The 21,399-nt window shown below is 71.6% G+C and carries 18 protein-coding genes; 9 read left to right on the plus strand and 9 right to left on the minus strand.

What is annotated here, in order from left to right; genetic code table 11:
• Positions 1-13 precede the first annotated feature (13 nt).
• Together WJM95_RS02910 and WJM95_RS02915 are read left to right on the plus strand one after the other, a co-directional pair.
• Positions 14-469, plus strand: coding sequence for a MarR family transcriptional regulator (locus WJM95_RS02910; protein ID WP_339127869.1), 456 nt, complete (start codon positions 14-16; stop codon positions 467-469).
• Between the two features lie 135 nt (positions 470-604).
• The gene (locus tag WJM95_RS02915; protein ID WP_339127870.1) at positions 605-3,541 is read left to right on the plus strand and encodes an FAD-binding and (Fe-S)-binding domain-containing protein; all 2,937 of its coding nucleotides are present in this window, start codon (positions 605-607) and stop codon (positions 3,539-3,541) included.
• Here WJM95_RS02915 and WJM95_RS02920 read toward each other — a convergent pair.
• The gene (locus tag WJM95_RS02920; protein WP_339127871.1) at positions 3,538-4,284 is read right to left on the minus strand and encodes a L,D-transpeptidase family protein; all 747 of its coding nucleotides are present in this window, start codon (positions 4,282-4,284) and stop codon (positions 3,538-3,540) included. The two genes, WJM95_RS02915 and WJM95_RS02920, sit on opposite strands and share 4 nt — an antisense overlap.
• A gap of 216 nt (positions 4,285-4,500) precedes the next feature.
• Here WJM95_RS02920 and WJM95_RS02925 point away from each other — a divergent pair, with 216 nt between their 5' ends.
• From WJM95_RS02925 to WJM95_RS02940, 4 genes are all read left to right on the plus strand, one after another.
• Entirely contained in the window at positions 4,501-6,366 is a 1,866-nt protein-coding gene (locus tag WJM95_RS02925) for an ABC transporter ATP-binding protein (RefSeq protein ID WP_339127872.1), read from the plus strand.
• Positions 6,363-8,255, plus strand: a complete 1,893-nt coding sequence (locus WJM95_RS02930) for an ABC transporter ATP-binding protein (protein ID WP_339127873.1) — start codon at positions 6,363-6,365, stop codon at positions 8,253-8,255. Before WJM95_RS02925 ends, WJM95_RS02930 begins: the two co-directional genes overlap by 4 nt.
• A 315-nt stretch (positions 8,256-8,570) precedes the next feature.
• Positions 8,571-9,041 (plus strand): DUF5709 domain-containing protein, encoded by a 471-nt coding sequence (locus WJM95_RS02935; RefSeq protein ID WP_339127874.1) that lies wholly within the window; start codon positions 8,571-8,573, stop codon positions 9,039-9,041.
• A gap of 36 nt (positions 9,042-9,077) precedes the next feature.
• Positions 9,078-9,353 (plus strand): type B 50S ribosomal protein L31, encoded by a 276-nt coding sequence (locus WJM95_RS02940; protein WP_339127875.1) that lies wholly within the window; start codon positions 9,078-9,080, stop codon positions 9,351-9,353.
• A 71-nt stretch (positions 9,354-9,424) separates the two neighbouring features.
• On the opposite strand, the gene WJM95_RS02945 is transcribed toward WJM95_RS02940, so the two are convergent.
• The gene (locus WJM95_RS02945) at positions 9,425-10,219 is read right to left on the minus strand and encodes a metal-dependent hydrolase (protein WP_037616798.1); all 795 of its coding nucleotides are present in this window, start codon (positions 10,217-10,219) and stop codon (positions 9,425-9,427) included.
• A gap of 145 nt (positions 10,220-10,364) precedes the next feature.
• Here WJM95_RS02945 and WJM95_RS02950 point away from each other — a divergent pair, with 145 nt between their 5' ends.
• Together WJM95_RS02950 and WJM95_RS02955 are read left to right on the plus strand one after the other, a co-directional pair.
• A complete protein-coding gene (locus tag WJM95_RS02950) occupies positions 10,365-12,878 on the plus strand; it encodes a DUF3516 domain-containing protein (RefSeq protein ID WP_339127876.1) in 2,514 nt (837 codons plus the stop codon).
• A gap of 19 nt (positions 12,879-12,897) precedes the next feature.
• Complete coding sequence (locus WJM95_RS02955; RefSeq protein WP_339127877.1) at positions 12,898-13,764, plus strand: acyl-CoA thioesterase II; 867 nt, start codon at positions 12,898-12,900, stop codon at positions 13,762-13,764.
• On the opposite strand, the gene WJM95_RS02960 is transcribed toward WJM95_RS02955, so the two are convergent.
• From WJM95_RS02960 to WJM95_RS02990, 7 genes are all read right to left on the minus strand, one after another.
• The gene (locus WJM95_RS02960) at positions 13,701-14,798 is read right to left on the minus strand and encodes a DUF6397 family protein (RefSeq protein WP_339127878.1); all 1,098 of its coding nucleotides are present in this window, start codon (positions 14,796-14,798) and stop codon (positions 13,701-13,703) included. The genes WJM95_RS02955 and WJM95_RS02960 overlap by 64 nt on opposite strands.
• 127 nt (positions 14,799-14,925) lie before the next feature.
• Entirely contained in the window at positions 14,926-15,339 is a 414-nt protein-coding gene (locus WJM95_RS02965) for a roadblock/LC7 domain-containing protein (RefSeq protein WP_339127879.1), read from the minus strand.
• 168 nt (positions 15,340-15,507) lie between these two features.
• Entirely contained in the window at positions 15,508-16,113 is a 606-nt protein-coding gene (locus WJM95_RS02970; protein ID WP_339127880.1) for an ATP/GTP-binding protein, read from the minus strand.
• Positions 16,114-16,322: 209 nt separating this feature from the next.
• Positions 16,323-16,760: a DUF742 domain-containing protein gene (locus WJM95_RS02975; RefSeq protein ID WP_339127881.1), complete on the minus strand. Its 438-nt coding sequence runs from the start codon at positions 16,758-16,760 to the stop codon at positions 16,323-16,325.
• The gene (locus WJM95_RS02980; RefSeq protein ID WP_339127882.1) at positions 16,757-17,194 is read right to left on the minus strand and encodes a roadblock/LC7 domain-containing protein; all 438 of its coding nucleotides are present in this window, start codon (positions 17,192-17,194) and stop codon (positions 16,757-16,759) included. Before WJM95_RS02980 ends, WJM95_RS02975 begins: the two co-directional genes overlap by 4 nt.
• The gene (locus tag WJM95_RS02985) at positions 17,191-19,809 is read right to left on the minus strand and encodes a nitrate- and nitrite sensing domain-containing protein (protein WP_339127883.1); all 2,619 of its coding nucleotides are present in this window, start codon (positions 19,807-19,809) and stop codon (positions 17,191-17,193) included. The genes WJM95_RS02980 and WJM95_RS02985 overlap by 4 nt, the downstream gene beginning before the upstream one ends.
• Before the next feature lie 62 nt (positions 19,810-19,871).
• The gene (locus tag WJM95_RS02990; protein ID WP_339127884.1) at positions 19,872-20,645 is read right to left on the minus strand and encodes an MHYT domain-containing protein; all 774 of its coding nucleotides are present in this window, start codon (positions 20,643-20,645) and stop codon (positions 19,872-19,874) included.
• Positions 20,646-20,797: 152 nt separating this feature from the next.
• Here WJM95_RS02990 and WJM95_RS02995 point away from each other — a divergent pair, with 152 nt between their 5' ends.
• The gene (locus WJM95_RS02995) at positions 20,798-21,397 is read left to right on the plus strand and encodes a methyltransferase domain-containing protein (protein ID WP_339127885.1); all 600 of its coding nucleotides are present in this window, start codon (positions 20,798-20,800) and stop codon (positions 21,395-21,397) included.
• Positions 21,398-21,399 lie beyond the last annotated feature (2 nt).

A 21,399-nucleotide genomic window follows, 5' to 3' on the forward strand; every position in this document is an offset into this window, starting at 1 on the left:
ATATTGTTCCCGCATGACCACCCCCGATGCCGACGGCCTGCTCGCCGAGCAGCTGCTGCGTCTGACACGCCGCGTGCACCGCATCCAGAAGCGCCATCTGGAGCAGCGCGAGCTGGGCATCACCCCCGCTCAGTCCCGGCTGCTGCGCACCCTCGCGCACTACGCCTCACCCCCTCGTATGGCCGATCTCGCGGAGCGTCTCGAAGTCGTGCCGCGTGCGGTGACCACGCTGGTCGACGGCCTGGAGGCGAGCGGCAAGGTGCGCCGGGTGCCGGATCCCACCAACCGCCGTGTGATCCGGATCGAGGTCACGGACGACGGACGCACGGCGCTCCGGGAGCTGCGCGCCGTGCGCCGGAGCGCCGCTGACGAGATCCTGGCTCCATTGACGGACGAGCAACGCGAGGTGCTCGGCGGGCTGCTGGACACCTTGGTCGACGGCATGCCGAGGGTGGAACACCGCTGCTGAGCGGACTCGCGGCGGTACACCTCTCCTGAAGCCGGTCCGACCGGACCGAAGGCGCCGTCGGTCTCGGCGGCCGCACGGACGTCCGCGCGGCCGGTCAGGGCCGCGTTGCTCGGCGAGCGTGTGAGGAGTGGTCCGATGCCTCTGCTGGAGCCCGACCCCGACCGTCTGCGCCCCGACGCGCAGCCCGGGGGACCGGCGGCCGACCGGGTCCCCGAGGACCGGGCCGGGGGGACTCCCGAGCCGCTGCGCGGCGAGCTGACCGCCCTGCTCGGCGCCGACAACGTGCTGACCGGGATCTCCGACCTCGTGCGTTACGCCTCCGACGCCAGCCCCTACCGCTTCGTGCCGCGGGTGGTGGTGGTCCCGGAGGACATCGACGACGTCTCGGCCGTGCTCTCGTACGCCCACGGCCGTAACCGCGACGTGGTCTTCCGGGCGGCCGGCACCTCGCTCAACGGCCAGGCGCAGGGCGAGGACATCCTCGTCGACGTCCGCCGGCACTGGACAGGCGTCGAGGTCCTGGACGGCGGAGCGCGGGTCCGGATCGCTCCCGGCACGACCGTCGCCCGGGTCAACGCCGCGCTCGTGCGGCACGGGCGCGTGCTCGGCCCCGATCCGGCCAGCGCGATCGCCTGCACGGTCGGAGGCGTGGTCGCGAACAACGCCTCGGGCATGACGGCCGGCACCACCCGCAACGCGTACGTCACCCTGGCCTCGCTCACGTTCGTCCTGCCGTCCGGCACGGTCGTGGACACGGCCGAACCGGACGCCGACGAGCGGCTGGAGCGAGCGGAACCGGCCCTGTGCGCCGGTCTCCTGGCGCTCAAGGCGGAGATCGAGGCGGACGCCGGGCTGGTCGACCGCATCCGGGCCAAGTACGCGATCAAGAACACCAACGGCTATCGCCTGGACGCCTTCCTGGACGGATCGACGCCCGTCGAGATCCTGCGCGGTCTGATGGTCGGCTCGCAGGGCACCTTCGGGTTCATCTCGGAGGTCGTGTTCGACACCCTGCCGCTGGACCGCCGGGTCTCCGCCGCGCTGCTCTTCTTCGCGTCGTTGCCGGCTGCGGCCGCCGCCGTGCCGCCGCTCACCGCCGCGGGCGCCTCGGCCGTCGAGCTGATGGACGGCAACACCCTGCGCGCCTCGGTGGCCGTCGAGGGCGTGCCCGGGGACTGGGCCGACCTGCCCGGCCCGACGGCCGCGCTGCTCGTGGAGTTCCGCGCCCCCGACGAGGCCGCGCAGGAGGCGTACGAGGAGCGGGCCCGCGCGGTGCTGGACGGCCTTCCGCTGGTGGCGCCGGTGCCCTCGGTGACGAACTCGCTCACCCGGGACCGGCGGACCGTCGCCGGATACTGGAACGCCCCCAAGGCGTTCGTCACGGCGGTCGGCGGCGCGCGGCCTTCCGGCACGACCCTCATCACGGAGGACTTCGCGGTACCGCCCGGGCGGCTCGCCGAGGCATGTGAGGCGCTGCTGGACCTCCAGGGCCGGCACGGCTTCGACGCCGCCGTCGCCGGGCACGCCGCCCACGGCAATCTGCACTTCCTGCTGGCCTTCGACGCCTCCGAGCCCGCCGACGTGGAACGGTACGCCTCCTTCATGGACGCGTTCTGCCGGCTCACCGTCGAACGCTTCGACGGCTCCCTGAAGGCCGAACACGCCACCGGGCGCAACATCGCGCCCTTCCTGGAGCTCGAATGGGGGCCCAGGGCCACGGAGTTGATGTGGCGTACGAAACGGCTGATCGACCCGGCCGGCGTGCTCGCGCCCCGCGTCGTGCTCGACCGTGATCCGCGTGCGCACGTCCGGGGCCTCAAGACGATCCCGCGGATCGAGGCGATCGCCGACCCCTGCATCGAGTGCGGTTTCTGCGAACCGACCTGTCCGAGCCAGGACCTGACGACCACACCACGCCAACGGATCGTGCTGCGCCGCGAGATGACACGCCAGCCCGACGGTTCACCGGTCCGGAACGGGCTCCTGGACGCCTACGGATACGACGCCGTGGACACCTGCGCGGGCGACTCGACCTGCAAGCTGGCCTGCCCTGTCGGCATCGACACGGGGGCTCTGATGAAGACGTTCCGGCACGCTCGGCACGCGCCGCGCGAGGAGAGGGCGGCCGCGTTCGCCGCGCGGCACTTCCGGGCGCTCGAAGTCTCCCTGCGACTGGCCGTCGCCGCCGCGGACCGGATCGGCGACCGGCGGGTGAACGCCATGACGAGGGCGGCCCGCAAGGTCGTACGCCCCGATCTCGTGCCCGAATGGCTGCCGCGGATGCCCGGGCCCGCGCCCTCCGCCATGCCCCGCACCGCGCGCGTGGGCGCGGTCGCCGTCTACTACCCGGCGTGCGTCAACCGCGTCTTCGGCAGTCCGGGAGACGTGTCGCTCGCGCGCGCCGTCGTCGCGGTCTCCGAGCGCGCGGGACGGCCGGTGTGGATTCCGGACGACGTACGGGGCACGTGCTGCGCGACGATCTGGCACTCCAAGGGGTACGACGCGGGCAACGCGGTGATGGCCAACCGCATCGTCGAGGCGGCCTGGGGCTGGACCGCCGGCGGCAGACTGCCCCTGGTCGTGGACGCCTCGTCGTGCACCCTCGGGATCGCGCGCGAGGTCGTGCCGTATCTGACCGCCGAAAACCGGGAGTTGCACGCCGAACTGCGGGTCGTCGACTCGCTGGTGTGGGCCGCCGAGGAACTGCTCCCCCACCTCACGGTGCACCGCACCCTCGGCTCCGCCGTCCTCCATCCCACCTGCTCCATGCGGCACTTGGGAGACGAGGCACAGCTGCGCGCGGTCGCCGAGGCATGTGCGGACGAGGTGGTCGTTCCCGACGACGCTGAGTGCTGTGCCTTCGCGGGCGACCGCGGCATGCTCCACAGGGAACTCACCGAGTCGGCCACCCGCGAGGAGGCGGCGTTCGTGACCTCGCGCGCGTTCGACGCCCACCTCTCGGCCAACCGGATGTGCGAGGTGGGCATGGATCACACGACGGGCCGCGACTACCGCTCCGCCCTCCTGGCACTGGAACACGCCACCCGCCCAACCACGCCGGACACGACCTAGGCCTTCAGGTCGGCCTTGTCCCCCATCACCACCACGGGGTGCTGCTCCGGGTCGAGGGTGCGCAGGAGGTACTCCATGGCCGACTTGGGCAGGCTCACGCACGCGGACGTGCCGCTGCCGTGGTCCAGGTGCAGCCAGATGCCGCCGCCCTTGTCGTCGCCCCAGGGCCGGGTCGGATCGTCCGGCGGATTGCCCTTGAGGCGGTTGTAGTCGATGGCGATGACGTAGTCGAAGTCGTGCCAGTGCGACTTCGCCCAGTAGTGCGGGGCCTGGAACGTCTCCGACTGGGTGTACGGCAGCCGGGCGCCCGGATCGTCGAGCACGCCACCGGCGTCGCTCAGTGTGTACACACCGACGGGACTGCGTTTGTCGTCCTCGTGGTGGTCCCCGGTCCAGCCCTTCTTCCCGTTGTGCGCGGCCCAGCTGCGTGTCTTCTCCCAGTGCGCACCGGACTTCGTGTACAGCACGGCCGTGGAGTCCGCGGAGTCCTTGCCCTCGCCGTACACCGCCAGGACCTGGCGGGAGTCGGAGGGGATCCGCCGCTGGAGCCGGTCGCCCACGTCCGGGATGCGCGTCGGGTCCATGGCGGGCGCACTCTTTCGGGCGATCCCTCCGGGAGCCCCCGCATGGCCCTTCATCTCGCCGCCGCCTCCGCCCTCCGCGCCACAGGCCGAGAGGGTGACCGCGATCGCCCCGCAGACCATGGCCGCGAGCCCCGTACGCATCGCACCGTTCTTTCGCATGCCGCCCATCCTGCACCAGGTATCGGGCGAATCGCCCGCCCCACCCGTCCCGGCCCGTCGCCGTCACCCCGGGCCGGTTCCTTCCGCCGGAGCGGAAAACCGTTTGCTTTCGACCACGCCGCGACGCGAACCTTTCACGGTTTGCTGCCGGCCCCCGGCCACGGCTGCCGGATTCCGTCGCACTCTCCATCGCCTGACACGAGCCACTGGGACGTCATGCAGATCCAAGACCTTCCGTATCCCGATCCGGGTGTGCCCGACGCACGCTCAGGTCCCCGATTCCTGTGGTGGTTGGGACGGAATCAGCTCGGCGGACAGTTCAAGGCGTTGGCCTGGGGGCTGCTGCACTTCCTGGCCGTGTCCGCGCTGCCGTTCTGCGTCGGCCTCGCCGTCCAGTCCGTCGTCGACCGCTCCGGCACCCGGCTGGCTCTTACCGGAGCGCTGATGGCCGCGTGCGGCGCGTGCATCGCCCTGGGCGAACTCATGCTGCACCGCACCGCCGTCACCAACTGGATCACCGCGGCGGCGCGCGTCCAGCAGCTGCTGGCCCGCAGAACCGCGCTGCTCGGCTCCGCGCTCACCCGGCGCGTCGCGGCGGGCGAGGTGGTCGCGGTCTCCACCGGCGACGTCGAGAAGATCGGCTGGTTCGTGGAGGCCGTGTCCCGCTTCACGGCGGCCGCGGTGACGGTCGTGGTGGTGTGTGTGGCGCTGACCGTCTACCAGCCGGCCCTGGGGGTGATCGTCGCCGTGGGCGTACCGGTGCTGGCGGTGGCCGTACTGCCGCTGCTGCCCCGTGCCACCCGGCGCGCCGACTTCCAGCGGGAGAAGGCGGGCCGGGCCACCGAGCTGGCCTCCGACACCGTGGCGGGCCTGCGGGTGCTGCGCGGAATCGGCGGCGAGGAACTCTTCCTCGACCGCTACCGCCGCGCCTCGCAGGAGGTCCGCCGGGCCGCCGTACGCAGCGCGCGCATGTGGGCGCTGATCTCGGCGATCCAGGTGCTTCTGCCCGGTCTGCTGATGATCGCCGTCGTCTGGCGGGGCGTGCAGCTGGCCCGGGACGGCCGGATCGAGGTCGGCGAACTCGTCACCGTGTACAGCGCGGTCATGCTGCTCACCTACCCCTTGCGCCATTTCGAGGAAATCGCCATGGCCTACTCCTTCTCTCGCCCGTCGGCCAGGCGAGCGGCACGGGTGCTGTCCCTCGAACGGGCCATGGACAGCGGCGGTTCACTCGCCGGGCAGGTGCCGAGCGGCGATCTGTACGACCCGGTGACCGGTCTGCTCGCTCCCTCGGGCAGGTTCACCGCCGTGGTCTGCGGTGATCCGGACGCGGCGGGCCTGCTGGCCGAACGGCTCGGCGGCCATGCCTCCGAACCGACCGAGGAGAGGCCCGACGGCGCGCCGAAGACCGCGTCGGTGGTCCTCGGGGGCGTGCCGCTGGACGAGCTGCCTCTGGAGTGCGCCCGCACCGCCGTCCTCGTCCAGGACAAGGACCCGGTGCTGCTGTCCGGCTCCCTGAGCGAACTGCTCGACGTGCCCGCGTCAGGTCTCGTGAGCGCCGAGGCGGCCCTGTCCGCCGCGCAGTGCGGCGACGTGCTGGAAGCTCTCGCCCAGGGCTCGCTCGGCGCGGAGGATGCGATGGAAGCGCGCGTCACCGAGCGCGGGCGCTCCCTGTCCGGTGGCCAGCGCCAGCGTCTCGCGCTGGCCCGGTCCCTGATCACGGACCCGGAGGTACTCGTCCTGGACGAGCCCACGTCCGCCGTCGACTCGCACACCGAGGCCCGGATCGCCGATGGGGTGCGCTCCCTGCGCGCCGGGCGCACGACCGTGGTCTTCACCTCGTCCCCGCTGCTCCTGGACCACGCGGACCGGGTCGTCCTGGTCCATGAGGGCGAGGTCGCCGCGGTGGGTCTGCACCGCGAGCTGGTGCAGAGCGAGCCGCGGTACCGGGCCGTGGTGACCCGGGAGACCGAGGAGGGGGCCGCCGGAGAACTCACGGGCCGGGCTCCTCTCGGCGAGGTGACCGCGGACGACGAGGCCGTCCTTGACGGCGTACTGGAAGAGATCGAGGAGAAGGCATGATCGGCGTGGCGCCACCGGCGTACGACCCGGCCGCCCCGACGACGGCGAACACCCTGCCGGTCGGCGCGCCCGCGACCGTACGCGCCTACGTCACCGAGCTGTTCCGACGGCACCGCAGGGCCTTCCTGCTCCTGGTGGCCGTCAACACCGTGGCCGTCGTGGCCTCGATGGCCGGGCCCTATCTGCTGGGCTCGGTGGTCGAACGGGTCTCGGACCACGCGCGCGACCTCCATCTGGGGGTCACCGCCGCCCTCTTCGCCGTCGCGCTCCTCGTCCAGGCCGCGTTCGTCCGCCAGGTGCGGCTGCGCGGTGCGATGCTCGGCGAGCGGATGCTGGCGGATCTGCGCGAGGACTTTCTCGTGCGGTCGGTCGGTCTGCCGCCCGGCGTCCTCGAACGGGCCGGGACGGGCGACCTGCTGTCCCGCATCACCACCGACATCGACCGGCTCGGGAACGCGATGCGCGAGGCCGTGCCCCAACTGGCCATCGGTGTGGTGTGGGCCGCGCTCCTGCTCGGCGGTCTCGCCGTGACCGCCCCGGTTCTCGCTCCCGCCGTCCTGGTCGCCGTTCCGGTGCTGGTGATGGGCTGCCGCTGGTACTTCAAGCGGGCGCCCGCCGCCTACCGCTCGGAGGCGGCCGGCTACGCCGCCGTCGCCGCCGTTCTCGCCGAGACGGTCGACGCCGGGCGCACCGTCGAGGCGCACCGTCTGGGCACGAGCCGCATCGAGCTGTCGGACCGCCGGGTCCGGGAGTGGACGGCTTGGGAGCGCTACACACTCTGGCTGCGGTCGGTGCTCTTCCCGGTCGTCAACATCACGCATGTGACCGTGCTCTGCTCGGTCCTGATGATCGGCGGGTGGCTCGCCCTCCAGGGCTGGATCGGGGTGGGCCAGCTGACGACGGGCGCGCTGATCGCCCAGATGCTCGTGGACCCGGTCGGGCTGATCCTGCGCTGGTACGACGAGCTCCAGGTGGCTCAGGTCTCGCTGGCGCGCCTGGTCGGCGTCCGGGACATCGAGCCGGACGCGGGCGATCCCGCCGTGGCCCCGGAGGGGCGTGACGTCCACGCCGACCGGGTGCACTTCGGCTACCGGGAGGGCGTGGACGTGCTGCGGGAGGTCTCCCTGGCGGTTCCGCCCGGCACCCGGCTCGCTCTGGTGGGCCCGTCCGGCGCGGGCAAGTCCACGCTGGGCAGGCTGCTCGCCGGAATCTACGCCCCCCGGGAGGGCCGGATCACCCTCGGCGGCGCCGAGCTGTCCCGCATGCCCGCGGAGGAGGTCCGGGCGCATGTGGCCCTCGTCAACCAGGAGCACCACGTGTTCGTGGGCTCCCTGCGCGACAACCTGCTGCTGGCCGTTCCCCGCTCCCGGCAGCACCAGGACGAGGAGCAGGGGCAGCACGAGGAGCAGCAGCCGGAACAGGCTTCGGCCCCAGGTCCGGCGCCGAAGGTGGGCGAAGGCGTCTCCGCCCCGGCCTCCGTCGACGCCCGCCTGTGGGCCGCTCTGGGCGCGGTCGACGCGGCCGGATGGGTACGGGCACTGGACGACGCCCTGGACACCGAGGTCGGCTCGGGCGGGTTCGCGCTGACTCCGGCCCAGGCCCAGCAGATCGCACTGGCCCGGCTGGTCCTCGCCGATCCGCACACTCTGGTCCTGGACGAGGCGACCTCCCTCCTGGACCCACGGGCGGCCCGCCATCTGGAACGCTCGCTGGCCCGCGTCCTGGACGGCCGCACCGTCATCGCGATCGCGCACCGTCTCCACACCGCCCATGACGCGGACGTCATCGCCGTCGTCGAGAACGGCCGCATCAGCGAACTCGGCAGCCACGATCAACTGGTCGCCGCTGACGGGGCGTACGCGGCGCTCTGGAGGTCCTGGCACGGGTGAGCGGGCCGACCGGCCAGGGGAACCGGCCACCGTGTCCGAACCGGGTGCCCGGCGGGCCGGCGCACCCGTGATGTGTCCTGCCACCCGGCCCGCCAGGGGCCGGGCGGGCGGCACATCGGTCCTTGCTGCGCTGCTGGTCGGCCCCTGTGGCGTTGCGCGGTGCCGAAGGGGGGTGGAAGGCTGGTTGTGGGCACCCGCTCGGGGGACTCCCGGGAACCAACCGGTTCGCGGGAAGCGACGCCTGTGTCCTCGGGCCCGCGCGCCCGCCGTCGAACACGGCGGCTGCGGTCCCGTCCGCACCCCCTGGAGGTACCTGTGGACAGCGCCGACGGATGGGGAGACGACGTCTACCAGCCCGACGGATCCGAGGTACAGGACGACGCGGGGCTGCTCGACGCCGAGGACACACTGGTCACGGACGGCGTGAGCGACCCCCTGGACCGCGGCTGGTCCCCGCCCGAGCGGCCGTGGGCGGTGGAGCACCGCGGAGTGACCGCCTCGGAACGCCGGGCGGGCGAGACCCTCGACCAGCGCCTCGCCGACGAGCTGCCCGACATCGCCGGATCCGACGGAGACGGCATCGGTGACTGCGAGGGCACCGACGGAGAGCCGCTCGACAACGAGGTGGGCGCGCTTCGCTCCGGCCGTCTGGTGGCACCGAACGAAGGCGCGCACGAGGACGAGGAGAGCGGGCTCATCGCCACGGACATCGGCATCGACGGCGCCGCGGCCTCGGCGGAGGAAGCCGCGATGCACATCGTCGACGAGGACGCCGTGTCCGGTTGACCGGCACACGTCCCGCGCCTGCCCCAAGGAGTTGCCATGCAGCAGGACAAGCAGCCCGACTACCGCCCCGTGGTGTTCCGCGACCGAGCCGCCGGCTACGCCTTCCTGACGCGTTCCACCGCGACCAGCGACCGGACCATCGACTGGGACGACGGCGAGACCTACCCCGTCGTGGACGTCGAGATCTCCTCGGAGAGCCACCCCTTCTACACCGGCAAGGCCCGCACGGTGGACTCCGAGGGCCGCATCGCCCAGTTCGAACGACGGTTCGGAGGCGGGGACCAGGGTCCCGGCACGAGTGGGAACGGCTGAGCGCGACAGCCGCTCCCCATCGAGCGCCGAGCGCCCCGCCGCCCGAGCCGGGCCCCTGGGAGCCGCCGGACTCAGATGAAGTTCAGCGCGGCCGCGCAGCCCACGGCGCCCAGCAGCATGAACACCGGCGTCAGCACCTTGAGCTCGACCCAGCTGCCCGCGCGGAAGCGCATCACCTTGGGCGGACCTATCGGGTACCAGCGCTTGCGGCCGATCGGGATGGGCCACAGGATCGGGCAGCCCGACACCGTGAGCGCGTCCCCGATGTCGTGCACCAGGGCGCCGAGGATGACCGGCAGACCGAGCCAGAGGTACTCCTGGCCCGGCGCGGTGAACAGCCAGTCCGAGCCGTTGCCCGGCTTGTCCAGGGTCTGCGCGAGGATCCAGGAGGTCGTCGCGGCGAGCAGCCAGACCAGGACGTTGCTGCTCGAACCGCGGGCGGCTCGCCACAGCAGGCCCTCGATGGCGAGCACCATGTGCACGAAGAGGATGCCGAGGACCGCCCAGCGACCGCAGGTGATCGCCAGGACCGCCGTGCCCGATCCGACCGCCACCGCCCACACCCAGGTGTGCGTCAGCGTGCGGTGTCCGCCGTTGCGCCGGGGGTCGCCCGGCTTCCTGGTGCTCTTGTAGGCGGCGTAGGAGAGCTTGTCGACGATCTCGCACAGCCTTCGCGACACCGGGCCGAAGGCGTTCGAGATGGTGGCGGCGTGGTGGTCCAGATCCGGGGCGAGAGCGGCGCCCGCGCAGATCAGGGCGCCGACGAGCAGGACCGGCCAGGGCATGGCGTGGCCGGTCGCGGCGGCAGCCGCTCCGACGCCCAGCCAGGCCGTGGCCCCCGACAGTGAGTGTGCTGGTCCCATCATGGCCGTTCCCCGCCCCATTTCTCTTGTAACGCTGTCCAGTTGCCCGTGCACGCCGACGCGTCACCGGCGCCACAGCGTAGCGGTCGTGATCTTTCCCCGAACATCCGATTCCCCCATCGCGTGTATCGACAGGCAAGATGGGGGCGTGACCCTCATCGATCAGCTGCCGCAGACCACAGACCCCGACGCCCTCTACGAAGCCTTCGAGTCGTGGGCCGGGGAGCGCGGCATCACGCTCTACCCCCATCAGGAGGAGGCGCTGATCGAGGTGGTCTCGGGAGCGAACGTGATCGTCTCGACGCCCACCGGCTCGGGCAAGAGCATGATCGCCGCGGCCGCGCACTTCGCCGCGCTCGCCCGGGACGAGGTCACCTTCTACACCGCGCCGATCAAGGCGCTCGTCTCGGAGAAGTTCTTCGAGCTGTGCAAGATGTTCGGCACCGAGAACGTGGGCATGCTCACCGGCGACGCCTCCGTGAACGCCGACGCTCCGGTGATCTGCTGCACCGCCGAGGTCCTGGCGTCGATCGCGCTGCGGGACGGCAAGCACGCCGATGTCGGCCAGGTCGTCATGGACGAGTTCCACTTCTACGCCGAGGGCGACCGCGGCTGGGCCTGGCAGATCCCGATCCTGGAACTTCCGCAGGCGCAGTTCATCCTGATGTCGGCGACGCTCGGTGACGTCTCCATGTTCGAGAAGGACCTCACGCGCCGCACCGGCCGCCCCACGGCCGTGGTCCGTTCGGCGACCCGGCCGGTCCCGCTCTCCTACGAATACGTGCTCACCCCGCTCACGGAGACGCTCACCGAACTGCTCGCCACCAAGCAGGCCCCGGTCTACATCGTGCACTTCACCCAGGCGCAGGCCGTGGAGCGGGCGCAGGCGCTGATGAGCATCAACATGTGCACGCGCGAGGAGAAGGACCAGATCGCCGAGCTCATCGGCAACTTCCGGTTCACCACCAAGTTCGGCCGCAACCTGTCCCGTTACGTACGCCATGGGATCGGGGTGCACCACGCCGGCATGCTGCCCAAGTACCGGCGGCTCGTGGAGAAACTGGCCCAGGCCGGTCTCCTGAAGGTCATCTGCGGCACCGACACCCTCGGTGTCGGCGTCAACGTCCCCATCCGCACGGTGCTGTTCACCGCGCTGACGAAGTACGACGGGACCCGGGTGCGGACGCTGCGCGCCCGCGAGTTCCACCAGATCGCCGGCCGGGCCGGGCGCGCGGGGTTCGACACGGCGGGCTACGTCGTCGCCCAGGCCCCCGAGCACGTCATCGAGAACGAGAAGTCGCTCGCCAAGGCGGGCGACGACCCCAAGAAGCGCCGCAAGGTGGTCCGCAAGAAGGCTCCCGAGGGCTTCGTCGGCTGGACGGACAGCACCTTCGAGAAGCTGATCGGCTCCGATCCCGAGCCGCTGACCTCGCGCTTCCGCGTGACGCACACGATGCTGCTCTCGGTGATCGCGCGGCCCGGCAACGCCTTCGACGCGATGAGGCATCTGCTGGAGGACAACCACGAGCCGCGCAAGCAGCAGCTGCGGCACATCCGCCGGGCCATCGCGATCTACCGCTCGCTCCTCGACGGCGGCATCGTGGAGAAGCTCGACGAGCCCGACGCGACCGGCCGCATCGTACGGCTGACGGTCGACCTCCAGCAGGACTTCGCGCTCAACCAGCCCCTGTCGACGTTCGCGCTCGCCGCCTTCGACCTGCTGGACCCGGAGTCCCCGTCGTACGCCCTGGACATGGTGTCCGTCGTGGAGTCCACGCTGGACGAACCCCGGCAGATCCTCGCGGCCCAGCAGAACAAGGCCCGTGGTGAGGCCGTGGCCGCGATGAAGTCCGACGGCATCGAGTACGAGGAGCGCATGGAGCGCCTCCAGGACGTGTCGTACCCCAAGCCGCTGGAGGAGCTGCTCTTCCACGCGTACAACACCTACCGCAAGAGCCACCCGTGGGTCGGCGACCACCCGCTGTCGCCGAAGTCCGTCATCCGTGACATGTACGAACGGGCGATGTCCTTCACGGAGTTCGTCTCCTTCTACGAGCTCGCCCGCACCGAGGGCATCGTCCTGCGCTACCTGGCCAGCGCCTACAAGGCGCTGGAGCACACCGTCCCGGACGACCTCAAGTCCGAGGATCTGGAGGACCTGATCGCCTGGCTCGGCGAGATGGTGCGACAGGTCGACTCCAGCCTTCTCGACGAGTGGGAGCAGCTCGCCAACCCCGAGGTGATGACGGCCGAGGAGGCCCAGGAGAAGGCCGACCAGGTCAAGCCCGTCACCTCGAACGCACGCGCCTTCCGGGTCCTGGTGCGCAACGCGATGTTCCGCAGGGTCGAGCTGGCCGCGCTGGACAACGTCGACGAACTCGGCGAGATGGACGGCGAGTCCGGCTGGGACGCCGACGCGTGGGGCGAGGCGATGGACAAGTACTGGGACGAGTACGAGGACCTCGGCACCGGCCCCGACGCCCGTGGTCCCAAGCTGCTCTCGATCGTGGAGGAGCCGCAGAACGGTCTGTGGCGCGTCCGCCAGACCTTCGCGGACCCCAACGGCGATCACGACTGGGGCATCAGCGCGGAGGTCGACCTCACGGCCTCGGACGCCGAGGGCCGTGCCATCGTCAAGGTCACCGACGTCGGACAGCTGTGAGCACAGGAGAATCCCACCGATGACGAACCCGGCCGAAAGGCTCGTCGACCTGCTCGACCTGGAGCAGATCGAGGTCAACATCTTCCGCGGGCGCAGCCCGCAGGAGTCGCTCCAGCGGGTCTTCGGCGGCCAGGTGGCGGGCCAGGCGCTGGTCGCCGCCGGCCGCACCACGGAGGGCGACCGGCCCGTGCACTCGTTGCACGCGTACTTCCTGCGTCCTGGCCGGCCGGGGGTGCCGATCGTGTACCAGGTCGAACGGGTGCGGGACGGGCGGTCGTTCACCACGCGCCGGGTCACCGCCGTGCAGCAGGGCCGCACGATCTTCAATCTGACCGCCTCCTTTCACAAGCCCGAGGAAGGGAGTTTCGAGCACCAGCTGCCGCCGGCCCGCGAGGTGCCGGACCCCGAGTCCCTGCCGACGGTGACGCAGGAGATCAAGGAGCATCTGGGAGCTCTGCCGGAAACGCTGGAGCGCATGGCGCGACGCCAGCCGTTCGACATCCGCTATGTGGACCGGCTGCGCTGGACGCCCGAGGAGACCAAGGGCGCCGAGCCGCGCAGCGCTGTGTGGATGCGCGCCGTCGGACCGCTGGGCGACGATCCGCTCGTGCACACCTGCGCTCTCACCTACGCGAGTGACATGACCCTCCTGGACGCCGTCCGCATCCCGGTGGAGCCGCTCTGGGGACCCCGCGGCTTCGACATGGCGTCGCTGGACCACGCCATGTGGTTCCACCGGCCGTTCCGTGCGGACGAGTGGTTCCTGTACGACCAGGAGTCGCCGATCGCGACGGGTGGGCGCGGGCTGGCCCGCGGCCGCATCTACGACCTCGAAGGGCGGCTGCTGGTCTCGGTCGTGCAGGAAGGACTGTTCCGCGCGCTGTAGGTGGCGTCGTCCGGGCCCCTTCCACGCAGCCAGGTGAGCAGCCTTCGTGACCTCGCGGCCTCCCGCCGCGTGATCGGGAAGTCCGCGGCGGCCGGGCGTCCTTGCATGGTGTGCGCGGCACGGGGCGGTGAGGTCCGGTCTGTTGACGATGGAGCGCCCGTCGGCGGACCGGCCGACGGCACAGGCGCGAAGGCCGGCGCGGGGACCTGTGCGGCGTCCGGCGCGGGGACCTGTGCGGGGACCCGTGCGGCGTCCGCTGCCGGGCGCGGAGCCGGGCGGTCTTCCCTGGCCTCCAGAACGCTCTGCCCCAGGTCCGCCCTCAGCCAGCTGATCTCGTCCGGGTCGTCCGCCGTGGTGATGCGTTGGACGATGTGGGCTCCGGGCGAGTCGGGCGCGGCCTGTGAGACGGGCGCGGGCCGAAGACGGTTGAGATGGGCGCGCTCATGGGGGTCCGTGACGATCTCGGCCACTTGGACGGGGTCGAGCAGGGACGCCACCACCGCGGCGCGGGCCCAGGGATCCTCGGTCTGCCTCAGCAGGAACCCCATGTGCCGGCCGCGCCAGTTGCGGGGACGGAGGTCGAGGCCGTCGTCCAGCTGGTCCCGGAGAGCTTCGGGTGTCCGGCCGCTCATCAAGGGCGCGTTCTGCTGATCGGCGGCGAACTGCCGCAGTTCCTCGGCGAGGTAGAGCCAGACGACCGCCCGGTAGCGGTTCAGATAGACCTTGACGGGCACCACCAGTCCCAGGCGTGCGAGACGTGTGAACCGGGTGTTCGTGACACCCAGGAGAGCGGCGCCCTCCGTGGTGCCGACGGCCTTCACCCGCTCACGGAGCACGTCCGGAAAGCCGGTCTCGGCTCGCACCCGGTCGATCTCCGCACGGGTGACCCGGCGTCCCCCGCCTCCCTCGTCGGGCACCGAGCGGACACAGCCGAGGTGCAGCGCGAGGTCGAACTCGCCTCGCCGGAGCTCCAGTTCCCGTGCGGCCCGGCTGAGCGAGACGGTGGCGGACTGCGTGATGGTGGTCCCGGACATGACGGTCTCCCCTGTGGTGTGGGAGGCTCGCGCCGGTCTGCGCTCGCCTCGGGAAAAACCGTATCCGGCTTGTCCGACATCGTGGCGAGCCTGTGGAAAACCTCGGCCGCAGCGACGTATCGGCAGGTCAGAACTCCGAAGCGGGCTTGCCTTCCGGCTGTCGCGCGTCCACGCGAAGGTGCTCTCCGACGCGGTTCACCAGCAACGTCATCTCGTACGCGACCTGCCCGATGTCCGCCTCGGCTCCGCTGAGGACGGACAGACAGCTCCCCGATCCGGCCGTGGTGACGAAGAGCACCGCCTCGTCGAACTCGACCATCGTCTGCCGTACCTGCCCGGCGCCGAAATGACGGCCGGAGCCCTTGGCCAGGCTGTGCAGTCCCGACGACACCGCGGCGAGGTGTTCCGCGTCCTCGCGTCGAAGTCCTGTGCTCGCGCCCGTCACCAGCCCGTCGTTGGACAGCACCAGCGCGTGCCGAACGTGCTCGACGCGCTCGGTGAGGTCGTCGAGCAACCAGCCGAGTCCCGTGTTCTGATCCATGATCCGGTCTCCCCGTGTGCCGCTCCCCCTGGCCGGAGGATTCGACCAGCAAGCCTTCCCCACTGCCGCCGTCCGGGCAAGGCGCACGGATGGCATGGCAGAGAAGATGGCCGACGAGCAGGTACGAACCGTCGTGCCGGGCACGGACGACGCGGCGAGCGCCCGGTCTCAGCCGACCGATTCCAGCAGCCGGGCGGTGTGCACTCTCCCCGCGTACTCGACGAGCCGGATCAGCACCTCCTTCCCCGAGTCGCGTTCGCGTGCGTCGCAGAGGACGACCGGTGTCCCCTGGTCGAGGTCGAGGGCGTGCGAGACGTCCTGGGCACCGTATGTCCGAGCGTCCGGGAAGCAGTTGACGGCGACCACGAAGGGAATGCGGCGGTTCTCGAAGTAGTCCACCGCCGGGAAGCAGTCCTCGAGGCGTCGGGTGTCGGCGAGAACGACAGCACCCAGAGCGCCTGTCGACAACTCGTCCCACAGGAACCAGAAGCGGTCCTGGCCGGGTGTTCCGAAGAGGTAGAGCGAGAGGCCGGACCGGATGGTGATGCGCCCGAAGTCCATGGCCACTGTCGTGGTGGTCTTCTGGCCCACGCCGTCGGTGTCGTCGACCGGCCGGCCGGCCTCGCTCAGCAGTTCCTCGGTGCGCAGCGGCCGGATCTCGCTGACAGCGCCCACCAGGGTGGTTTTCCCGACGCCGAACCCGCCGGCGACCAGTATCTTCAGCGCTAGGGCGTCCGGGTCGCCACCCGTGGCGTCGGAGTTCTCGGAGACCATGGATCACTTCTCTCGGGAGTGCCGGCGACGGCCGGCATCAGTGCGTCGTTACGGGCGGACGTCGGTACGGGCCTGCGAAGCCAGCATCATGACAACCATGGCTCTGCCGAGCGGAGTTGGACCGCATAATTCCTGTTGCGACCGGAACGCACCCGTTCCGCGCCCGGAAGTGAGCGGCAACAGCCGCGATGCCGACCGTTGTGGATCATCTAGAGCGCCCTCAGGCCCTCGATCACCTCACGGAGGATGCGCTCGTCGGGCAGTTCCGCGGGCGGCACGGGCCGGCTGACGGTGACACAGCCGCGTTCCACGAGGTCACCCAGGAGCACCCTGACCACCCCCACGGGAAGGCCGGTGCCCGCCGCCAGTTCGGCGACCGACAGCGTCTCCGTCCGGCACAGCTCGATCAGGTTCCGGTGCTCAGGACCGAGCGAGGTGTCCTCGTCCGCTCTCGCCGCTGCCCCGCCCAGCGCGACCAGGGCGATCAGATCCAGACGTGTCCCGGCCGGACCGGCCTGGGTCCGGCCGCCCGTCACGGCGTAGGGGCGGACGAGCGGTCCCGCCTCCTGGTCGTACCACTGGCTGTCCGGCCATGACGGGATGTCCGGCGTGTCCTCGGTCGTCCGCACAGGCGTGTCCCCGGTCATCCCGCCGCGGGCGGCTGTGCGGCGCCCCTGGGCGGGGCGTGGAGATGCTCACCGACCCGCTTGACCAGGCGCGCCATCTCGTAGGCCACGAGGCCGATGTCGGCGGTGACGGCCGTCAGGACGGCGAGGCACGAGCCGTCCCCCGCGGCGGCGACGAACAGGAAGCCATCGTCCATCTCCACCATGGTCTGGCGCACTCCGCCCGCGCCGAAGTGGCGGCCCGCGCCCTTGGCCAGGCTGTGGAATCCGGAGGCGACGGCCGCGAGGTGTTCGGCGTCCTCCCGTCGCAGCCCGGTGGACGCGCCCACCGCCAGTCCGTCGTTCGACAGGACCACGGCGTGCCGTACTTCGGTCACCCGCACCACCATGTCGTCCAGCAGCCAGTCGAGTTCGCCGGCCCGTTGGGCACCGGCCTTGCCCGAGTCCTGGATCATGAAAGGTCTCCTTCGCTGCTGTCGCTGCCCGCTTCGCGGCCAGAGGTGGCGTCGATGCCGGGTGGCCGGCCGCCGCCACGTACCCAGCCGGACCGGTACGCGGCCATGCGCGCCCGCACGACTTCGGGCGTGCGCTCGGCGTCCACCGGGGAACCCGGGGGTTCCACCGGCTCCTCGGCACGCTGTCCGCGCAGTTGGGGGACGAGATTCGTCTGGCGGACCCGACGCGGAAGCCCGCCGGAGCTCTCGGAGTCCTCCTCCGGGCGGTGCAGCCGCAGTGGCGCGGTGCCCTGGGACGCGGTCTCCGTCGTACCGCTCGCCGAGCGTGGTGTCTCCCGTGATCCGCTGGCCAGGTGTGGTGTCATCCGTGATCCGGACGCCGGGGGTGGTGTCCGCCGTGATCCGTTCGCACGATCCTCGGAAGCCCTCGGCAGCGGCGTGACCAGTGCGGGCCGTTCGTCGACAGCCCGTACGGCGTCGTTTCCCGGCGGGACCGGTACGCGCGCGTACCCCCTTTCCAGCGGCCCCTCCGTGTCGGCCTCGGGGAGGGAACGTTCCACCGGGCCTTCGTGCAGCAGTGCCGTGGGCAGCAGCACGACCGCGGTGGTGCCTCCGTAGGGCGAGGTCCGGAGGCGCACCTTGATGCCGTGCCGAGCCGAGAGCCTGCTGACCACGAAGAGGCCGAGCCGGTCGCTGTCGTACAGGTCGAGCGCCTCGGAGCGCTCGATGCGCAGGTTGGCCTCGGCGATCCGCTCCTTCCCCATGCCGAGCCCCCGGTCCTCGACCTCGATCGCGTACCCGTTCGCGACCGGTTCTCCGGTGACGCGCACACGGGTGTGCGGGGGCGAGAACTGGGCGGCGTTCTCGACGACTTCCGCCAGCAGGTGAGTGAGGTCGGCGATCGCTCCGCCGACGACTGCCGCCTCGGGGAGTTGCCGTACCTCCACGCGCGCGTAGTCCTCGACTTCGGAGACCGCCGCCCTGACCACGTTCATGAGCGAGACGGGCCTTCGCCACGCCCGTCCCGGCGCGGCTCCGGAGAGGATGATGAGGCTCTCCGCGTGGCGTCGCATCCGCGTGGTGAGGTGGTCGAGCCGGAACAGGTCGCTCAGCTCGTCCGGGTCCTCGGACCGGCGCTCCATGGCATCCAGGAGATTCAGCTGGCGGTGCACGAGTACCTGGCTGCGGCGGGCGAGGTTGACGAAGACTCCGGAGATGCCGCCTGCCAGCTCGGCGCGCTCGACCGCGGCGCGCAGGGCGGCCCTGTGGACGGTGTTCAGTGCCTGGGCGACCTGTCCGGTCTCGTCCTCCGAGGGCCGTGCGGGCGGGGCCTCCTCGTCCACGTCGACCGCCTCGCCGGCGCGCAGTCTGCGCATGGCCTCGGGGAGTTTCCGGCGGGCGATGTCCAGGGCGCCGTCGCGCAGTGCCACGAGTTCGACGACGAGGTCGCGTCCGATGCGTACGGAGATGATCAGGGAGGCGATGACGGCGGCGAGGCCGAAGTGGACCGCGGCGCCCGCCGGGGTGAGCAGGGCGTGTCCGAGCGGATCGGCCGCGTCCGCCGTGCCACGGCTCGCGTCGGCCTCGGCCGTCCGCATGCCGTCGCTCACCCGCTCGTGGGCGATGCTCCAGACGGCCTCCGGAGCGGCGTCGAGTGCCTTGGCTCCGGGGCGCGAGGCCGTGACCCTGTCCTCGATGGAGCGCACGTCGCCGTACGCGCTCCCTTCCGCGAGGTCGTTCCAGGCATTCAGCTGGAGCCCGCTGAGGTCCGGGGTCGAGGCGTCCGTCAGGGTGCGGCGGGTGTCCACGGCTCCCGTGAAGAGCCGCAGCCGTTCGCCGTCGAGCGTCCCGGCGAGCCGGGCGCCCCCGAGCACGGCGTCCTCCTGGGCGAGTGCCTCACCGGCCCGGGAGAGCTCCAGCAGCACACGCGCGTCGGAGCCCATCGCCGCGCCGGAGATGCCGGTGAGCGCTCCGTCGACGCCGAAGGCCGTCGAAATGGTCCTGGTGTACTCGCCGTACGCCACTTCCCATCCGGTACGGCGCTCCAGCACCCCGTCGCGCAGTGTCCTCAGTCGCCCCGCGTCCGCGACGAACGCGGCGAGGCGTTCGGCGACTCCGGAGGGCAGGTCGGCGCCGTCGGCGACGGTGTTGTGGTCTCCGAGGCGGAGCTTGGCCACGGCGTTGTCGGTGAGCCGTGAGAGGTCCTTGAGGTCGCTCGGCGACACCGTGGCGGGGTCGGTCGCGTAGCGGACGGCTTCCGTGCGTTCGGCCTGGAGCGCGGCAACCGCGGCGTCGACGGGGGCGCGGACCGTGGAGTCCACGCGTTGCGACTGCCGCAGCCGCGCGACGTCCTGCGCGGTGCTCACGGTGGCGTAGGCCCACAGCGCGAGCAGGGAGACGATGGGCACCATCAGCAGGCTCACGATCTTGGCCCGGACGGTGCGGGGCCGGATCCGCCATCGTCCCGCGCGCGTGGACGCTTCGGGCGGGGGTCCGGCGAGGAGGTCCCCGATGTCCGCGCCCTCGTCGGCCGGCGGGCCCGCGTGCGCCCGACGGCCGCGACGCGGGGGCGGCGGCTGCGGGCCGCCTGTGGTGGTCCTGCGGGGTGTACGCATGGTCTCCTCGGTCGGAGAGGTTCGGGGCGTGCCGCCGGGGCCGCGCGGCTCCGGGACCGGTGTCAGCGGACGACGCCGTCGGCCGGGCGCCGGGCGGGCACGGACGCTTCGGTTCGGCCGGACATCGGGGACAGCGCGACGAACGCGGCGGTCAGGAAGAGGTAGGACCCGAGTCCGACGGCGAGCGGGAAGATGAACTGCATCGCCGTGGCGCCGGACAGCGCGTCGCCCGAGGGGGTGACGCGTACGCTCACGGCCATCATTCCGGTGTAGTGCATGCTGCTCACCGCGCCGCCCATGACGAGGGAGGCGACGGCGACCGTCACCGCGGATCTGATGGACAGCGCGGCCCACAGTGCGGCTGTCGCCGCGATCACGCCGATCACGACGGAGAGGGCGACGAGTGCCGGGTCGTAGCGCACCTGGCCGTGCAGCCGCAGCGCCGCCATGCCGAGGTAGTGCATGCTCGCGATGCCGAATCCGGCGGTGAGTCCGCCGAGGGCCAGTGAGCGGCGCCGGTCGCGGCCGTAGCCGATGGCGAAGAGGCCCGCGCCGACGACGGTCATGGCGACGAGCAGGCTGAAGATCGTCAGAGGCACGTCGTAGCGGATCTCGGTGCCGGTGACACCGAAGCCGAGCATCGCCACGAAGTGCATCGTCCAGATGCCCGTGCCCATGGCCGAGGCCGCCGTGAGCAGCCAGTTGCGGCGCGACCGTCCGGAGGCGTCGAGTCCGCGGACCGTGCAGCGCAGCCCCAGCGCGGAACCCGTGCAGGCCATCGCGTACGACAGTACGGGGGTCAGCCAGCCGAAAGCGGCGTGGTCCAGATGTCCCATGACCCCGGGACGCTAATGCGCGCTGGGGCGCACAACTGGGGCGCGTTTCGAAAGCTGTTGCAAAGTGACGAAGAGGTGCACCCGTGCGATCGCGTCGGGCTCGAACGTGTGCACCGCGTCATCCTTCGTGTCGGTGAGAGATCATGCGGCACATGAGCGACGACCACACACACGTCCAGGAGTTCTTCGGGGCTCGCGCCGCTGACTGGGACAGCCGCTTCCCCGACGACGGCCCCGCGTACGCGGCGGCGGTGGCGCGGATGCGGTTGCGCGCGGGCGATCGCGTGCTCGACGCGGGTTGCGGAACCGGACGCGCCCTGCCCCCGCTGCGGGCGGCCGTGGGCGCCGACGGGGTGGTCGTCGGAGCCGATCTGACCCCGGCGATGCTGGTGGCGGCGGTCCGGGCCGGACGGGACGGTGATGGCCGGCTGCTGCTGGCCGATGTCACGGCGCTGCCGCTGCGCACGGAGTCACTGGACGCGGTGTTCGCGGCCGGGCTCGTCGCGCATCTTCCGAACCCGGCCGCGAACCTGCGGGAGTTGGCCCGGGTGGTACGGCCCGGCGGCACGCTGGCTCTCTTCCACCCGATCGGGCGGGCGGCGCTCGCGGCCCGCCAGGGTCGGCACATCACTCCGGACGACCTGCGCGCCGAGCACAACCTGGGCCCCCTGCTGGCCGGTTCGGGCTGGGACATGACCTCGTACGTGGACGAGGACGCCCGTTTCCTCGCGCTGGCCGCCCGTCGGGGCTGATC

The sequence above is a fragment of the Streptomyces sp. f51 genome (assembly GCF_037940415.1).
Lineage (GTDB): Bacteria > Actinomycetota > Actinomycetes > Streptomycetales > Streptomycetaceae > Streptomyces.